Raw genomic sequence first — 16,602 nt, forward strand, 5'->3', positions numbered from 1 at the left:
CGCTTCGCCTTGCCGCGGGGGAACCGACATTCTATAGACCGCGCGTATCCAACGACAGTTGAGGCGGAGTTTTATGGACTTCTTTCCGCATCGCCACCTTCTCGGCATCAAGGGTCTGACCGAGCAGGAAATCACCCTGCTGCTCGACCGCGCCGACGAGGCGGTCAAAATCTCCCGCCAGCGGGAGAAGAAGACGTCGACGCTTCGCGGCCTGACGCAGATCAATCTCTTCTTCGAAGCCTCCACCCGCACGCAGTCCTCCTTCGAGCTGGCCGGCAAGCGGCTGGGCGCCGACGTGATGAACATGTCGGTCGGCAATTCCTCGGTGAAGAAGGGCGAAACGCTGATCGACACGGCGATGACGCTGAACGCCATGCATCCGGATGTATTGGTCGTGCGTCACTCGTCTGCCGGTGCCGCCGCCCTTCTCGCGCAAAAAGTCTCCTGCTCCGTGGTGAATGCCGGTGACGGCCAGCATGAGCATCCGACCCAGGCTTTGCTCGACGCGCTGACCATCCGCCGCGCCAAGGGCAAGCTGTCTCGCATCATCGTGGCCATCTGCGGCGACGTGCTGCATTCGCGTGTCGCGCGCTCGAACATCCTGCTCTTGAACGCCATGGGCGCACGGGTGCGTGTGGTCGCACCGGCGACGCTCCTCCCCTCCGGCATCGCCGAGATGGGCGCCGAGGTCTATCACTCCATGAAGGAAGGCCTGAAGGACGCCGATGTCGTCATGATGCTGCGCCTCCAGCGCGAGCGCATGTCGGGCGCTTTCGTGCCGTCCGTGCGCGAATATTTCCACTACTACGGCCTTGATGCTGTGAAGCTGAAAGCTGCCAAGGAAGATGCGCTCGTCATGCATCCCGGCCCAATGAACCGTGGCGTCGAGATCGCCTCGGAGATCGCCGACGGCCCGCAGAGCGTGATCGAACAACAGGTCGAGATGGGCGTCGCCGTTCGCATGGCCGTGATGGAAACACTTCTCGTCTCGCAGAACCATGGTGTCAGCGCATGACCCGCACGACCGTCCTGAAAAACCTCCGCATCCTCGACCCCTCGCGCAATCTCGATGAAAAGGGTTCCATCGTCATCGAGAACGGCCGGATTGCCGCCATCGGCAGCGGCGCGCAGAACCAGGGTGCGCCCGAGGGCGCAGAGATCGTCGACGGGCGCGGCATGATCGCCGCACCCGGCCTCGTCGACGCCCGCGTCTTCGTTGGCGAACCCGGCGCGGAACACCGCGAGACGATCGAATCCGCCTCGCGCGCGGCGGCGGCCGGCGGCGTCACGACTTTCATCATGATGCCGGACACCGACCCCGTCATCGACGATATCGCGCTGGTCGAATTCGTGCTGAAAAATGCCCGCGACAAGGCGATCGTCAATATCCACCCGGCAGCGGCGCTGACCAAGCACCTTGCCGGCGAGGAGATGACCGAGTTCGGCCTGCTCCAGGCGGCCGGCGCGGTCGCCTTCACGAATGGCCGCAATCCGATCCACAACGCGCAGGTGCTGCGCCGCGCCATGACCTATGCACGCGAATTCGGCAGCGTCATCGCGCTCGAAACCCGCGACAAGCATCTCGGTGCCGGCGGCGTGATGAACGAGGGCTTGCTGGCAAGCTGGCTCGGCCTTTCCGGATCCCCGCGCGAAGCGGAACTGATCCCGCTCGAGCGCGACCTGCGTATCGCCGGCCTGACCCGCGGCAAGTATCACGCCGCGCAGATCTCGGTGCCGGAATCGGCGGAAGCCGTGAAGATCGCCCGCGATCGCGGCGCGAACGTCACCTGCGCCGCCTCGATCAATCATCTGACGCTGAACGAGAACGACATCGGCGAATACCGCACCTTCTTCAAGCTCTCTCCGCCGCTGCGCGGTGAGGACGATCGCAAGGCGATGGTCGATGCGCTGGCCAGGGGTGAGATCGACATCATCGTGTCCTCGCACGATCCGCAGGACGTCGACACCAAGCGCCTGCCCTTCGCCGATGCGGCGGATGGCGCCATCGGCCTCGAAACCATGCTGGCGGCCGCGCTTCGGCTGCACCATAGCGGCGAAGTCCCGTTGATGCGCCTCATCGATGCGCTCTCGACGCGCCCCGCAAAGATCTTCGGCCTCGATGCCGGTACGCTCGCACCGGGTGCGAAGGCCGATATCGTGCTGATCGATCCGGACGAACCATGGCTGGCCGTCAAGGACCGCTTCGTCTCGCGTTCGAAGAATACGCCTTTCGAAGATGCCCGCTTTACGGGACGCGCGGTTAGCACCTATGTTGCCGGCGAACGGGTGCATTCGCTGGGCTGAAGCATTTTGGGGCGGAAGGGACGCCGCCCCTCATCGGCCCTGCCGGCATCCGCCGCAATGAAATCTCGGGGGAGAACCACGTGTCCGACATCTTCACCTGGCAGCTCGGCGCGCTGCCGACACTTGCTGCCCTCGCCTTTGGCTACCTTCTCGGCTCCATTCCCTTCGGCCTGATCCTGACCCGCATGGCAGGGCTCGGCGACGTTCGCCAGATCGGCTCGGGCAATATCGGCGCGACCAATGTGCTGCGCACCGGCAACAAGAAACTTGCCGCCGCGACGCTTCTCCTCGATGCGCTGAAGGGCACGGCTGCGGCCGCCATCGCCTCCCGCTGCGGGCTCGATGCGGGCATAGCCGCCGGCTTTGCGGCTTTCCTTGGCCATCTCTTCCCGGTCTGGCTCGGCTTCAAGGGCGGCAAGGGCGTCGCGACTTATGTCGGCCTGCTGCTCGGCCTCGTGCCCATCATGCTCGCCGTCTTCGCGGCCATCTGGATCGGCCTTGCCTACCTGACCCGCTACTCTTCGCTGTCAGCACTAGTTGCAACGGCGGCATCTCCGGTTGTATTATGGTTTCTCGGTCACGAGAAGGTGGCGTTGCTCTTTCTCGTTCTCACCGTCATCACCTGGTGGAAGCACAGTGCCAATATCAGCCGCCTCCTGAGCGGTACGGAAAGCAAGATCGGCAGCAAGGGATAGCCATGGACGAACGCAGCGCAGGGGCACGGGGAATTGCGCTGACGGAAAGACAGAAGGTTGCCTGGCTGCGGCTGATCCGCAGCGACAATGTCGGCCCGGTCACGTTTCGAGACTTGATCAACCACTTCGGCAGTGCCGAGACGGCACTGGAGATGCTGCCGGAATTGTCCCGCCGGGGCGGTGCTGCGCGCAGTATCCGCGTCGCCTCCAAAGCGGATGCGGAACGGGAACTGGAGATCGCCGAACGGCACGGCGCCACGTTCATCGGCATCGGCGAACCGGACTATCCTCCACTCCTGCGCCAGATCGACGGCGCCCCGCCGCTTCTTGCTGTCAAGGGCAACCGCAAGGTGACATCGGCACCGGCCGTCGGCATCGTCGGTGCGCGCAATGCCTCGATATCGGGCATGAAATTCGCGGGGCTCCTGGCGCGCGATATCGGCCGTGCGGGCTATTCCATCGTTTCGGGCCTTGCACGCGGCATCGATACCGCCGCCCACCGCGCCAGCCTCGATACCGGGACGATCGCCGCGATGGCCGGAGGCCTCGACAAACCGTACCCACCCGAAAATATCGGCCTGCTCGAAGAGCTGACCGGGAGCGAAGGCCTCGCCGTCAGCGAAATGCCCTTCGGCTGGGAGCCGCGCGCGCGCGATTTCCCCCGCCGCAACCGATTGATCGCCGGCATGTCGCTTGGGCTCGTCGTGGTGGAAGCCGCCGTGCGATCCGGGTCCCTGATCACCGCGCGCAATGCGGCGGATTTCGGTCGGTTGGTCTTTGCCGTGCCCGGCTCGCCACTTGACCAGCGGTGCGAAGGTACCAATGGCCTGCTGAAGGACGGCGCGACGATCACGACGACGCCGGAGGACGTGCTGGAAGGACTGCGCCCGCTTGCCGAGCCCGACCTCTTCTCCCCTCGCCCCGATGCGCGGGAACCCGGTGAAGATACGCCGCCTGCCCTGCGGCTGCCACCGAGCGATGACGACCGGGAGAGGATCGCCGAGGCCCTGAGCCAGGTGCCGGCCGAGATCGACGAGATCATTCGCCATACCGGCATCGACGCGGCAAGCGTCTATCTCGTTCTCCTAGAACTTGACCTTGCCGGCCGCCTTCAGCGGCATGCCGGCGGCGGCGTCTCGATCACGCCGGATTGAAAACGGGCGCAGGCCGGACTGGATGTCGCCGGCCTCCACATAGGCCATCTCGATCAGATAGCGCAGCATATCGGCCCCCTCATTTGCAGCGACTGTGCGCATTTCGCCGAGCATCTGTCTGATGTAGGCGATGTTCTCTTCTGCCGTGTGCGGCGGGAGCATGGGCTTGGCTGGTTTCGAATTCATGACATATCCGTTGTGCCCGAAATTTGGAATCACCGATAGGTTGCAATTCCTATGTCTAGGAAACGATACAACGAATATTTATAATTGCAACTACCGATTAAGCTCGCCTTGGTTGCATTGCGTTGTATCTCACTAATTTCACCCCCACCTCTTGACCCGAACGCTTTCCCTGTTCATGTCGAAACACGACTTCCGGCGCGAGATGCGCCCTTTCTCCGCGCAGACAAGCCGCGGCGCTCGGTATCAGAGAAAATGACGATGAATGTTGTAGTTGTGGAATCGCCTGCGAAGGCCAAGACGATCAACAAGTATCTTGGGCCGGGCTACAAGGTGCTTGCCTCCTTCGGCCACGTGCGCGACCTGCCGGCCAAGGATGGTTCGGTGCTCCCGGACCAGGACTTCGAAATGCTGTGGGAAGTCGACAGCGCGTCGGCCAAACGCATGAAGGACATCGCCGACGCGGTGAAGGATTCCGACGGCCTGATCCTCGCAACCGACCCGGATCGCGAGGGTGAAGCGATCTCGTGGCATGTGCTCGACGTGCTGAAGAAGAAGCGCGTGCTCGGCGACAAGCCGGTCCAGCGCGTCGTCTTCAACGCCATCACCAAGTCGGCCGTGCTCGAGGCAATGAAAAACCCGCGCGATATCGACACGCCGCTGGTCGATGCCTATCTCGCCCGCCGCGCGCTTGATTATCTCGTCGGCTTCAACCTGTCGCCGGTGCTGTGGCGCAAGCTGCCGGGCGCCCGCTCGGCCGGCCGCGTGCAATCGGTGGCGCTGCGCCTCGTCTGCGACCGCGAATCCGAGATCGAGCGCTTCGTCTCGGAAGAATACTGGAACATCTCGGCCCTGGTGAAGACGCCGCGCGGCGACGAGTTCGAGGCCCGCCTCGTTTCGGCCGAAGGCAAGCGCCTTCCGCCGAGAGCCGTCGGCAATGGCGAAGAGGCAAACAACCTGCGCACGCTGCTCGAAGGCGCGACCTACCGCGTCGAAAGCGTCGAGGCCAAGCCCACCCGGCGCAATCCGTCACCGCCCTTCACCACCTCCACGCTGCAGCAGGCCGCCTCCTCCAAGCTCGGCTTCTCCGCCTCGCGCACCATGCAGGTGGCGCAGAAGCTCTATGAAGGCATCGACATCGGCGGTGAGACGGTCGGTCTTATCACCTATATGCGTACTGACGGCGTGCAGATGGCCCCCGAGGCGATCGATGCCGCGCGTCAGGCTGTCGCCGAGCAGTTCGGCGCACGCTATGTGCCGGAAAAGGCTCGCGTCTACTCCACCAAGGCGAAGAACGCGCAGGAAGCCCACGAGGCGATCCGCCCGACGTCCTTCGACCGCACGCCCGACCAGGTGAAGCGTTACCTCGACCCGGACCAGTTGCGCCTCTACGATCTCGTCTGGAAGCGCGGCATCGCGAGCCAGATGGCATCCGCCGAGATCGAGCGCACGACGGTCGAGATCGAGGCGGACAATGGCGGCCGCAAGGCCGGCCTGCGCGCCACCGGTTCCGTCATCCGCTTCGACGGCTTCATCGCCGCCTATACCGACCAGAAGGAAGACGGCGAACAGTCCGACGACGGTGACGACGACGGCCGTCTGCCCGAAATCAACGCCCAGGAAAAGCTCGCCAAGCAGAAGGTGAATGCGACCCAGCACTTCACCGAACCGCCGCCGCGCTATTCCGAAGCCTCGCTCATCAAGAAGATGGAAGAGCTCGGCATCGGCCGCCCGTCGACCTATGCCGCGACGCTCGCGACGCTGCGCGACCGCGAATATATCGTCATCGACAAGCGCAAGCTGATCCCGGAAGCCAAGGGCCGCCTCGTCACGGCCTTCCTCGAAAGCTTCTTCACCCGCTATGTCGAATACGATTTCACCGCCGATCTCGAGGAAAAGCTCGACAAGATTTCTGCAGGCGAGCTCGACTGGAAGCAAGTTCTCCGCGATTTCTGGAAGGACTTCTTCGCCCAGATCGAGGACACCAAGGAACTGCGCGTCACCAACGTGCTCGATGCGCTGAACGAGGAACTGGCGCCGCTCGTCTTCCCCAAGCGCGAGGACGGTAGTGATCCGCGCATCTGCCAGGTGTGCGGTACGGGCAAGCTTTCGTTGAAACTCGGCAAGTTCGGCGCGTTCGTCGGCTGCTCGAACTATCCGGAATGCAATTTCACCCGCCAGCTTTCGGCCGACAACGGTTCGGATGCGGAGGCAGCCGCCTCCAACGAACCGCAGAACCTCGGCAAGGATCCGCATACGGGCGAAGAGATCACCCTGCGCTCCGGCCGCTTTGGGCCCTATGTCCAGCGCGGCGACGGCAAGGAGGCGAAGCGCTCGAGCCTGCCGAAGGGCTGGACGCCGGCCAGTATCGACCATGAGAAGGCGCTCGCGCTGCTCTCGCTGCCGCGCGATATCGGCCAGCATCCGGAATCGGGCAAGATGATCTCCGCCGGTCTGGGCCGCTATGGACCGTTCCTGCTGCATGACGGCGGCTATGCCAATCTTGAAACCGTCGAGGACGTGTTCTCGATCGGCCTCAACCGCGCCGTGACCGTGATTGCCGACAAGGCGTCGAAGGGTCCAGGCGGGCGTTCGCGCGGCACGCCGGCGGCGCTGAAGACGCTCGGCGACCATCCGGATGGCGGCCCGATCACCGTGCGCGACGGAAAATATGGTCCCTATGTCAACTGGGGCAAGGTCAATGCGACCCTGCCGAAGGGCAAGGCCGCCGATAGCGTGACGATGGAAGAAGCGCTCGTTCTGATCGCCGAAAAGGCCGGCAAGATGCCCGCCAAGGGCGGCAAAGCGCCGGCCAAGGCAAAGGCCGCAAAGACCACGAAGGCGGCCAAGTCCGACGAGACCAAGGCCACGAAGCCGAAGGCAAAGGCTGCGGCCAAGCCCAAGGCCGCACCAAAGGCAAAGAAGGCCTGAGACCATGACTAGAGAAACACGCAGCCGGGCAGGACAAACGAGACGGCCCGGCCGCGTGGGCCGTGACGTGGCGCCTGCGGACGACACGCCGCTCATCCACGGCGCCATCCCGCCGCGCGACGTGCTGTTGCGCTTCATCGCGGATCACCCGGAACAGGCGTCCAAGCGCGAGATCTCCAAGGCTTTCGGCCTGAAGGGCGAAACGCGCGTGGAACTGAAGGCACTCCTGAAATCCTTCGAGGAAGACGGCCTTCTCGAAAAGCGCCGCAAGTCGCTGGTGCGTCCCGGCGCCCTTCCCCCCGTCACGGTCCTCGACATCACCACCCGCGACGTCGATGGCGAGCTGATCGGCCGCCCGGCGGAATGGCTGGACGATGCCGGCGTGGCGCCGGCCGTGCTCATCCGCCAGTCGAGCGGCGCACGCAAGGACAAGGCGCCTGTTGCCGGCCTCGGCGACCGGGTTCTGGCGAAAATCTTCCCCGCCAAGGAACGCGGCGGCCCGGCCTACACGGCGCGGATCGTCAAAGTTCTCGACAAGAAGAAGAACTCCGGCATGGGCGTGTTCCGCACCATGGCGGGCGGCGGCGGCCGCATCATGCCGATTGACCGGCGCGGCGAGGAGATGGAAGTCGACGCGGAGTTCACGGCAGGCGCCAAGGATGGCGACCTCGTGGAGATCGACGTCGTGCGCATGGGCCGCTATGGCTTGGCGCGTGCACAGGTCAAGGGCGTCGTCGGCTCGGTCGCTTCGGAAAAGGCGATCTCGATGATCGCCATCTATTCCCACGGCATTCCCCATGTCTTCCCGGATGCCGTCATCCGCGAAGCGGAAGCCGCTGGTGCGGCCACCATGTCGCACCGCGAGGATTGGCGCAGCCTTCCCCTCATCACCATCGACCCGGCCGATGCCAAGGACCACGACGACGCGGTTTATGCCGAACCGGACACGTCCCCCGACAATCCGGGCGGCGTGATCGTCACGGTCGCGATCGCCGATGTCAGCTATTACGTCCGCCCGAAGTCGGCGCTCGACCGCGAGGCGCAGAAGCGCGGCAACTCCGTCTATTTCCCCGACCGCGTCGTGCCCATGCTGCCGGAGCGCATATCCAACGACCTCTGCTCGCTGAAGGAAGGCGTCGACCGCCCCGCACTTGCCGTGCGCATGGTCTTTTCGCATGAGGGCCGCAAGGCCAGCCACACCTTCCACCGCATCATGATGAAGAGCGCGGCCAAGCTCTCCTACCAGCAGGCGCAGGCGGCGATCGACGGCGCGCCCGACGACAAGACAGGCCCGATCCTCGAGACGATCCTGAAGCCGCTCTGGCAGGCCTACAAGATCATGACGGTCGGCCGGAACCGTCGCCAGCCGCTCGAACTCGACATGCCCGAGCGGAAGATCCTGCTGAAGCCCGACGGCACCGTCGACCGGGTCTTCGTGCCGCCACGGCTGGATGCACACAAGCTCATCGAGGAAATGATGATCCAGGCCAACGTCTCGGCCGCCGAGACGCTGGAGAAGAAGAAGCAGGTCCTGATCTACCGCGTGCACGATGCGCCCTCGCTCGCCAAGCAGGAAGTGCTGCGCGAATTCCTGCAGACGCTCGACATCTCGCTCGTCAAGGGCGGCAACATGCGGTCGAACCATTTCAACGGTATCCTTGCCAAGGTGGTGGACAAGCCGTTCCAGGAGATGGTCAACCAGATGGTGCTGCGCTCGCAGAGCCAGGCGATCTACAGCCCTGAGAACATCGGCCATTTCGGCCTCAACCTCATGAAATACGCCCACTTCACCTCGCCGATCCGCCGCTATGCGGACCTGATCGTGCACCGGGCGCTGGTGGGCTCGCTCGGGCTTGGCGAAGGTGGCATCACGCCGGACGAGGAAGCTGTCCTCGACGACATCGCAGCGGAGATCTCGACCTTCGAGCGCCGCGCGATGGCGGCCGAGCGCGACACGGTGGACCGGTTGATCGCGCACCATCTTGCCGAGCGTGTCGGCGAGGAATTCGACGGCCGCGTCTCCGGCGTCACCAAGGCGGGACTTTTTGTCACCCTGCCGGAATATGGTGCCGACGGGTTCGTGCCTATATCTATGCTTGGACGCGACTATTATATCTACGACGAGGCGCATCAGGCTCTATCAGGTGAAAAGACCGGGCTCGGCTACCGCCTCGGGGATATCGTGCGCGTAAAACTCGCGGAAGCGGTGCCGCTGGCCGGTTCGCTCCGGTTCGACATGATCAGTGCAGGACGCAAGATGCCGACGGCGGTGCGTTCCTTCCACAAGTCGGGCCGGCGCAAGGGCGGCGAAACGCGGCGCCAGCCGGGCACGCGCCCGCCGCGCGGCAAGCGCTAGACCGGCCCCGTTGTCGGCAGGAAGGACATAACATGCAGGCGAACGAGACCAGCGGCGGTACACAGCATTTCGGTGACACCGTCACGGCCAGCCCGGCGGAGCGCCCGCTCGGCCGGTCCATCAAGCGCGGCATGTTGAGCCGATGCCCGGCCTGCGGCACCGGCCGCCTGTTCAAGTCCTTCGTCAAGCCCGTCGAAAACTGTGCGGCCTGCGGCGAGGATTACACGCACCAGCGCGCCGACGACCTTCCGCCCTATCTCGTCATCACCATCGTTGGCCATATCGTCGTCGGCGGCTACATGGCGACAGATCTCGTCTGGCCGCTCACCACCTGGCAGCACCTTGCCATCTGGACGCCCATCACGATCCTTCTATCGCTCATCCTGTTGCAGCCCATCAAGGGCGGTGCCATCGGCCTGCAGTGGGCGCTGAAGATGCATGGCTTCGGCGCAAAGCCCGATGCCGATGAGGACGCAACGCCCGCCTATGGCGACCGCACCGCATGACGCCTGTCCGGCCCGTCGACGCCGCTTCGATCCTGCTTCTCGACCGGTCAGGCGGGGCTGTCCGCGTGCTCGTCGGCAAGCGCAGCAGCAGACACGTGTTCATGCCCGACGTCTATGTCTTTCCCGGCGGTCGGCGCGATGCAGGCGACCGCCTTGTCTCCGTTGCAGGTCCCCTCAACCCGCTGGCGCTCGCGCGCATGGCCGTGCGCGTGCCGCGCTGTTCGGATTCGCGGCTGCGGGCGCTTGCCGTCGCTGCGCTGCGCGAGCTTTACGAAGAAGCGGGACTCAGCGTTGGTGCGCCGATCACCGCGGCGCCCGAAGGCGGATTGCCCTTCCGTCCCGATCTCTCGAAGTTGCGATTTCTTGCCCGTGCCATCACACCGACCGGCATGGTACGGCGCTTCGATACGCGGTTCTTCGCGCTCTTTGCCGACGAAGCCGGCATAGACCCGGCGGGGGCCGCGGCCAGCCATGAACTCGAGGATGTCCGCTGGGTGGATATTTTTGATCATAAGGGCATCGAGATGCCCGACATAACCGTATTGATCCTTGAAGAGCTTCAAAAAAGCATTCAGGAAGACAAGTCTCTGCCCTTCGGAAGACCGGCGCCGCTCTATCGCAACAAGCGCGGACACTTCCTTCGGGATCTGCTTTAAGGGTCAACCGCATATGACGCAGCCGCAATCCGGCACCTCCGGCCCGGTGGAGCATATCCACTGGCGATCCCTCATCGCAGCCGTCGCCGCCATTTCCGCTGTCGGCATCGCTATCGGCCTCGGCCTTCCGCTGCTCTCCATCATCATGGAGAAGCGCGGCATCTCACCCACGATGATCGGCATCAACTCCGCCATGGCTGGCGTTGCCGCCATGGCGGCAGCCCCGTTCACCACGCGCCTGGCGCATGCCTGGGGCACGTCGACGACGATGCTTTTGGCAATCCTGCTATCGGCCGTCAGCGGTCTTGGCTTCTATTACATCGAGAATTTCTGGCTGTGGTTTCCGTTGCGCCTGGTCTTCCACGGGGCGATCACCACGCTCTTCATTCTGTCGGAATTCTGGATCAACGCCGCCGCGCCGCCACGCCGCCGCGGCCTGGTGCTCGGCATCTATGCGACGGTGCTGTCGCTCGGCTTCGCCACCGGCCCCCTGCTCTTCTCCATCCTCGGCAGCAACGGCGTTCTGCCATTCGCGGTCGGCGCGGTGATCATCCTTTTCGCCGCCATTCCGATCTATATCGCGCGCGGTGAAAGCCCCGTCATCGACGAGAAGCCGGGGCTGCATTTCATGCGCTACATCCTTCTCGTGCCGACGGCGACGGCGGCCGTCTTCATTTTCGGCGCGGTGGAAGTGGGCGGTCTGTCGCTCTTTCCGATCTATGCCACGCGGGCAGGCTTCACAGAGCCGCAGGCAGCCCTTCTGCTGACCGTCATGGGCATCGGCAACATGGCCTTCCAGATCCCGCTTGGCATGCTCTCCGACCGCATGAAGGACCGCAGGCGCCTTCTCACGGCCATGGCCGTCATCGGCCTCGTGGGGGCGCTTTCGCTGCCCTGGGTGTCACAGAACTGGCTGCTGATGGCGATCGTGCTGCTGCTTTGGGGCGGCTGCGTGGCGGGCCTCTATACGGTCGGCCTCAGCCATCTCGGTTCGCGACTCGTTGGCGCAGACCTTGCGGCGGCCAATGCGGCCTTCATTTTCTGTTATGCCGTCGGCACAGTCATCGGTCCGCAGGCGATCGGTGCGGCGATGGATGTCTCCGGGAATGACGGTTTTGCCTGGGCAATCGTCGCGTTCTTCGGCTTTTACCTCGTACTTTCTCTGGGCCGGATGGTTTTCCGGCCGAAACGGGGTTGACTTTTCGGGCGCGATTTGTAGTTTCCGCCCAGATTTAAGCCGTAGAGCAGACTGGCTGTCCGCGGCTTCGTTTTTGATAAAGGCAGGACGACCATGGCCAAGGCTACCACCATCAAGATCAAGCTGCTGTCGACGGCCGACACCGGTTTCTTCTACGTAACGACGAAGAACAGCCGCACGATGACCGACAAGATGACCAAGACGAAGTACGACCCGGTCGCAAAGAAGCACGTCGAATTCAAGGAAACCAAGATCAAGTAATCTTGGGAGCCTTCTTAGGTTCGCAAAGGCGCTGGACGGAAACGTCCGGCGCCTTTTCTTTTTGGTGCCTGAAATGCACCCCGTCGGGCGATGGAATCAAAAACGCCGCTCCCTCGACGGGAGCGGCGTTGAACGGGGGTCGGTCAGATACGACGACGGCACGAGGATTCCGTATTTGTCATAACCGACCGACCGACCCCACGACCCAGGAGATGCGGCGGACCTAGCATCATGGGGTAACCGGTTGTGCGGGCTTGTTTGCCGCCCATGAGTTGAGCATTGCGCCAAAAAGAAAAAAAATCAACGAATTCTTAACGTTTCCGCCAAGACTCCTTGTCTCATAGTTAACCGGCAAACGCCCGATTGTTCCAGCAAGCGTCATTTACGTTATAGAAGACAACAGTAAGCCAGACCATGGAAAGCAATCATTGCGTGTACCGAATGCAACCAACGCAAATCAACGCAACTTCGCACGGTAAGATTGCAGCGAATACAACCCTTTGATATCTATCACCAAAAGTAATTGGCACGATTTATAGCTAAATTTCACCACATGTGCATGGCGCGTCAGACTGGGTGGCCCCACCACAGCGGAAAGCTGCCGCATGGGTAAATACCCTGGAAATCAGGCACCTGCTTAGAAAGCGTAACACCTGTGGACAAAGGGTGAGCAAGGCGCCGATTCGGCGTGGTTCAGGCAGCTGCCGCCACGACGCGGTTGCGACCCGAGCGCTTGGCCTCGTAGAGCGCGGTATCGGCGCGCTTCAGCAAACCATCCGGACTGTCACCTGTCGGCAGGACGGAAGCCGTCCCCATCGAAGCCGTGATCTGCAACAGGGCATCGGTGCCGGGAATACGAAACGGTTCCCGCTCGACGATGGTTCGCAGACGCTCCGCAACCCCTGCCGCCATATCGGCCGGCGTATCCGGCATGACGAGCACGAACTCCTCCCCGCCATAGCGGCAGGCGAGGTCGGCGCCGCGCACGGCGGAGCGGACGCGGTTGGCGAATTCGCGCAGCACCGCGTCGCCGGCATCGTGGCCATAGGTATCGTTGACCAACTTGAAGCGGTCGATATCCGTCATGCAGACCGAAAGCGGCCGGCCACGCGCCGTCGCGCGGTCGATCAGCAGCTTCATGTGGTTGTCGAGGTAGCGACGGTTGTGCAGGCCCGTCAGGCCATCCGTCACGGCAAGTTCGATCGTCTGGCGCACACTTGCGCGCAGACGATCGTTGCAGCGCTTGCGGCGGATCTGCGTCAGGCTGCGGGCAATCAGCTCGTTCGGGTCGATCGGCCGGATCAGATAGTCCGTCACGCCGAGATCGAGGGCGCGCACGATCATCCCGTCGTCGCCCTGCTCCGCGATCAGCAGGATCGGCAGGAAGCGCGTGCGCTCCAGCGAACGCAGTTGCGAGCAAAGACGCAGCGGATCGTAATCGGTGAAATTGGCGTTGACGATGACAAGCTCGTAATTGCTCTCGGCCGCCTGAAAGAGAGCCGCTTGCGGATCGGAAATGCTGGTGACGTCGGCAATTGGCTTCAGAGCACGCGCAATGCGCTCCTGGGAGCTTGCGCGGCCATCGACGAGCAGAACCTCGCCCGGCTCGTTACCGAGATCGCTGTCGAGCCCCTCCTCCATGGAGATGGCGCGCGCGGTGGTCGCGCGCATACGCAGTTCGTCGGTCAGCGTCTTGAGGCGCACGAGGCTTTTTACCCGCGACATGAGCTGCAGGTCATTGACGGGCTTCGTCAGGAAATCGTCGGCACCGGCCTTAAGGCCACGCACCCGGTCGGACGGCTGGTCGAGCGCCGTCACCATGACGACGGGAATATGGGCGGTGCGCGGATTGGCCTTCAGCCGCTCGCAGACTTCAAAGCCGTCGATGCCGGGCATCATGATGTCGAGCAGGATGAGATCGACCTGGGTGCGCTCGCAAATCGACAGCGCCTCATAGCCGTTGTCGGCCGTCAAGACGTCGAAATATTCCGCCAGCAGCCGCGCTTCGAGCAGCTTCACATTGGCGGGGATATCATCGACGACGAGGATGCGTGCTGTCATGGTCTCGCCCCTGCCTCACGCGTCGCCGAGATAGGTCTTGATCGTCTCGATGAACTTCGGCACGGAAATGGGCTTGGAGACATAGGCCTCGCAGCCGCCCTGCCGGATACGCTCCTCGTCTCCCTTCATCGCAAAGGCCGTAACCGCGATGACGGGAATGACGTGAAGCTCGTCGTCCTCTTTCAGCCATTTGGTGACTTCGAGGCCGGAAACCTCCGGAAGCTGAATGTCCATCAGGATAAGGTCAGGGCGGTATTTCCGCGCGAGATCAAGGGCTTCCATACCATTCCTGGTCTGGATGGTCGTGTAGCCGGATGCCTCGATGAGGTCCCGGAAGAGCTTCATATTGAGCTCATTGTCCTCGACAATCATGACCTGCTTGGGCATCGTGCGTCCCTGTTCCTCTGACCGGCCTTGCAACCCATCGGGAGATGGATAGATTGCGGCAAAGCCGAAATCACCCAGCCTGACCGCAGCCACGTTAGCGTCACTTGGTTGATTAAAAGGTAAATTTCCCGAGGAAAAACGATGAAAAGCCAAAAAGATACACCTGCGACCGAGGCCGCGGAGGCAACCGCCGTCGCCGTGCTCGGCTGGCTGGCCGGCGAGCCGGAGCTTCTGTCGCGTTTCCTCGCGCTAACGGGCGTCACGCCGTCCGAAGTCCGCAACGCCGTCAACGATCCCGGCTTTCTTGCCGGCATCGTCGATTTCCTCATGAGCCACGAGCCGACGCTGATGGCCTTCTGCGAAGCGACCGGCATCAAGCCTGAAGCGGTCGTGCACGCCCATGCGGTGCTGTCCGGCCCTACCGAATGGTGATCCGGCGGCCTGTAGCGACCCTTTAGCGGCTGTCTGTGTACGATCATGCATTCAGCCTCGGCGACTATTGAGACTCGTGAATTTAGGCACTAATGTCGCGATGTTCAATATTTGTTCTGGATGATGAGCACCGCCGCCATGCGCTTTCCGGGCTTCTGTCGCGACTGCCTGACCGGGCAGCCTGCGAGCCTGCGCCGATGCCGCGCCTGCGGCAGCCCGCGCCTCCTCTATCATGACGAACTCTACGACCTGACGCTGGCGCATATCGACTGCGATGCCTTCTATGCGGCCGTGGAGAAACGCGACAATCCCGAGCTTGCCGACAAGCCCGTCATCATCGGTGGCGGAAAACGCGGCGTCGTCTCCACCGCCTGCTATGTCGCGCGCATCCACGGCGTGCGCTCGGCCATGCCGATGTTCAAGGCGCTGGAAGCCTGCCCCAACGCCGTCGTCATCCCGCCCGACATGGAAAAATATGTGAAGGTCGGCCGTGAGGTGCGCACCATGATGCAGGAACTCACGCCGCTGGTGCAACCGCTCTCCATCGACGAGGCCTTTCTCGAACTGAAGGGCACCGAGCTACTGCACCACGATCCCCCGGCCCGTGTTCTCGCCCGCTTCGTCCAGCGCGTGGAAAAGGAGGTCGGCATCACCATTTCCGTCGGCCTTTCCTATTGCAAATTCCTCGCCAAGGTCGCCTCGGAGCTCAACAAGCCGCGCGGCTTTTCCGTCATAGGCCAGGCGGAAGCGCTGGATTTCCTCAAGGACAAGCCCGTGCGGCTCATCTGGGGGGTCGGAAAGGCCTTTGCCGAGACCCTGGAGCGCGACGGCATCCGCAGCGTCGGGCAGCTCCAGACCATGGAGGAAACCGACCTGATGCGCCGCTATGGCGTGATGGGCAAGCGGCTCTTCCATCTCTCACGCGGCCAGGACGACCGTGAGGTCCACCTGAACGATGCGGCAAAGAGCGTCTCGTCTGAAACCACCTTCTTCGACGACCTTTCCAGCTATGACGAGCTCGTCGCGCATCTGCGCCGCCTCAGCGAAAAGGTTGCTGCGCGCCTGCGCAAATCCGGCATCGCCGGCCACACCGTCGTGCTCAAGCTCAAGACTGCCGACTTCAAGAGCCGCACGCGCAATCGCAAGCTCGAAGACCCGACCATGCTCGCCGATCGCATCTTCCGCACCGGCATCGAACTGCTGCGCAAGGAGACGGACGGCACGAAATACCGCCTGATCGGCATCGGCGTCAGCGATCTTACCGACCCCGGCCGGGCCGATCCGCCCGATCTCGTCGATCCCGCCGCCAGCCGCCGCGCTGCCGCGGAAGCCGCGATGAACACGCTACGCGATAAATTCGGCAAGGCGAGCGTCGAGACCGGCTACACATTCGGCAAATCCGGCCCCGACCGTTCTCACGGAAAGTTGACTTTCAAGACTGCCGGAAAAATCGACGACCCCACCGAATAAATCCCGCC

At 63.2% G+C, this 16,602-nt stretch carries 15 protein-coding genes; 12 read left to right on the plus strand and 3 right to left on the minus strand.

Annotated features, from left to right (window positions below):
* The first annotated feature begins 73 nt into the window (after window positions 1-73).
* The 4 genes from MUO32_RS05945 (at window position 74) to dprA (ending at window position 4,153) form a co-directional block, all read left to right on the plus strand.
* The gene (locus tag MUO32_RS05945) at window positions 74-1,015 is read left to right on the plus strand and encodes an aspartate carbamoyltransferase catalytic subunit (RefSeq protein WP_257947316.1); all 942 of its coding nucleotides are present in this window, start codon (window positions 74-76) and stop codon (window positions 1,013-1,015) included.
* Window positions 1,012-2,304: a dihydroorotase gene (locus MUO32_RS05950; protein WP_257947317.1), complete on the plus strand. Its 1,293-nt coding sequence runs from the start codon at window positions 1,012-1,014 to the stop codon at window positions 2,302-2,304. Before MUO32_RS05945 ends, MUO32_RS05950 begins: the two co-directional genes overlap by 4 nt.
* An 89-nt stretch (window positions 2,305-2,393) precedes the next feature.
* On the plus strand, window positions 2,394-2,999 hold the full coding sequence (gene plsY, locus MUO32_RS05955; protein WP_257948207.1) for a glycerol-3-phosphate 1-O-acyltransferase PlsY: 606 nt from the start codon (window positions 2,394-2,396) through the stop codon (window positions 2,997-2,999).
* 2 nt (window positions 3,000-3,001) lie between these two features.
* Window positions 3,002-4,153 carry a DNA-processing protein DprA gene (gene dprA / locus MUO32_RS05960; protein WP_257947318.1) on the plus strand — a complete coding sequence of 384 codons (1,152 nt, stop codon included), beginning with the start codon at window positions 3,002-3,004 and terminating at the stop codon, window positions 4,151-4,153.
* Here dprA and MUO32_RS05965 read toward each other — a convergent pair.
* Window positions 4,085-4,339, minus strand: coding sequence for a hypothetical protein (locus MUO32_RS05965; RefSeq protein WP_257947319.1), 255 nt, complete (start codon window positions 4,337-4,339; stop codon window positions 4,085-4,087). The genes dprA and MUO32_RS05965 overlap by 69 nt on opposite strands.
* Window positions 4,340-4,597: 258 nt before the next feature.
* Between MUO32_RS05965 and topA the strand changes: the two genes are divergently transcribed.
* The 6 genes from topA to rpmG all read left to right on the plus strand — a co-directional run bounded on the left by topA (window position 4,598) and on the right by rpmG (window position 12,244).
* Window positions 4,598-7,267, plus strand: a complete 2,670-nt coding sequence (topA, locus tag MUO32_RS05970; RefSeq protein WP_257947320.1) for a type I DNA topoisomerase — start codon at window positions 4,598-4,600, stop codon at window positions 7,265-7,267.
* A gap of 4 nt (window positions 7,268-7,271) precedes the next feature.
* Window positions 7,272-9,623: a ribonuclease R gene (rnr, locus tag MUO32_RS05975; protein ID WP_257947321.1), complete on the plus strand. Its 2,352-nt coding sequence runs from the start codon at window positions 7,272-7,274 to the stop codon at window positions 9,621-9,623.
* A 32-nt stretch (window positions 9,624-9,655) separates the two neighbouring features.
* Window positions 9,656-10,129 carry a DUF983 domain-containing protein gene (locus MUO32_RS05980; protein WP_257947322.1) on the plus strand — a complete coding sequence of 158 codons (474 nt, stop codon included), beginning with the start codon at window positions 9,656-9,658 and terminating at the stop codon, window positions 10,127-10,129.
* A gap of 65 nt (window positions 10,130-10,194) precedes the next feature.
* A complete protein-coding gene (locus tag MUO32_RS05985; protein ID WP_257947323.1) occupies window positions 10,195-10,785 on the plus strand; it encodes an NUDIX domain-containing protein in 591 nt (196 codons plus the stop codon).
* A 13-nt stretch (window positions 10,786-10,798) separates the two neighbouring features.
* The gene (locus MUO32_RS05990) at window positions 10,799-11,983 is read left to right on the plus strand and encodes an MFS transporter (protein ID WP_257947324.1); all 1,185 of its coding nucleotides are present in this window, start codon (window positions 10,799-10,801) and stop codon (window positions 11,981-11,983) included.
* Between the two features lie 93 nt (window positions 11,984-12,076).
* A complete protein-coding gene (gene rpmG / locus MUO32_RS05995; protein ID WP_003547442.1) occupies window positions 12,077-12,244 on the plus strand; it encodes a 50S ribosomal protein L33 in 168 nt (55 codons plus the stop codon).
* A 693-nt stretch (window positions 12,245-12,937) separates the two neighbouring features.
* Here rpmG and MUO32_RS06000 read toward each other — a convergent pair.
* Together MUO32_RS06000 and MUO32_RS06005 are read right to left on the minus strand one after the other, a co-directional pair.
* Window positions 12,938-14,305, minus strand: coding sequence for a PleD family two-component system response regulator (locus MUO32_RS06000; RefSeq protein ID WP_257947325.1), 1,368 nt, complete (start codon window positions 14,303-14,305; stop codon window positions 12,938-12,940).
* Window positions 14,306-14,320: 15 nt separating this feature from the next.
* On the minus strand, window positions 14,321-14,692 hold the full coding sequence (locus MUO32_RS06005; RefSeq protein WP_010065708.1) for a response regulator: 372 nt from the start codon (window positions 14,690-14,692) through the stop codon (window positions 14,321-14,323).
* Between the two features lie 141 nt (window positions 14,693-14,833).
* On the opposite strand from MUO32_RS06005, the gene MUO32_RS06010 reads away from it, so the two are divergent.
* Both MUO32_RS06010 and MUO32_RS06015 read left to right on the plus strand, forming a co-directional pair.
* Window positions 14,834-15,124 carry a DUF3572 domain-containing protein gene (locus tag MUO32_RS06010; RefSeq protein WP_257947326.1) on the plus strand — a complete coding sequence of 97 codons (291 nt, stop codon included), beginning with the start codon at window positions 14,834-14,836 and terminating at the stop codon, window positions 15,122-15,124.
* Window positions 15,125-15,247: 123 nt separating this feature from the next.
* Window positions 15,248-16,594 (plus strand): DNA polymerase IV, encoded by a 1,347-nt coding sequence (locus MUO32_RS06015; protein WP_257947327.1) that lies wholly within the window; start codon window positions 15,248-15,250, stop codon window positions 16,592-16,594.
* Window positions 16,595-16,602 lie beyond the last annotated feature (8 nt).

The sequence above is a fragment of the Shinella sp. CPCC 101442 genome (assembly GCF_024704725.1).
Lineage (GTDB): Bacteria > Pseudomonadota > Alphaproteobacteria > Rhizobiales > Rhizobiaceae > Shinella.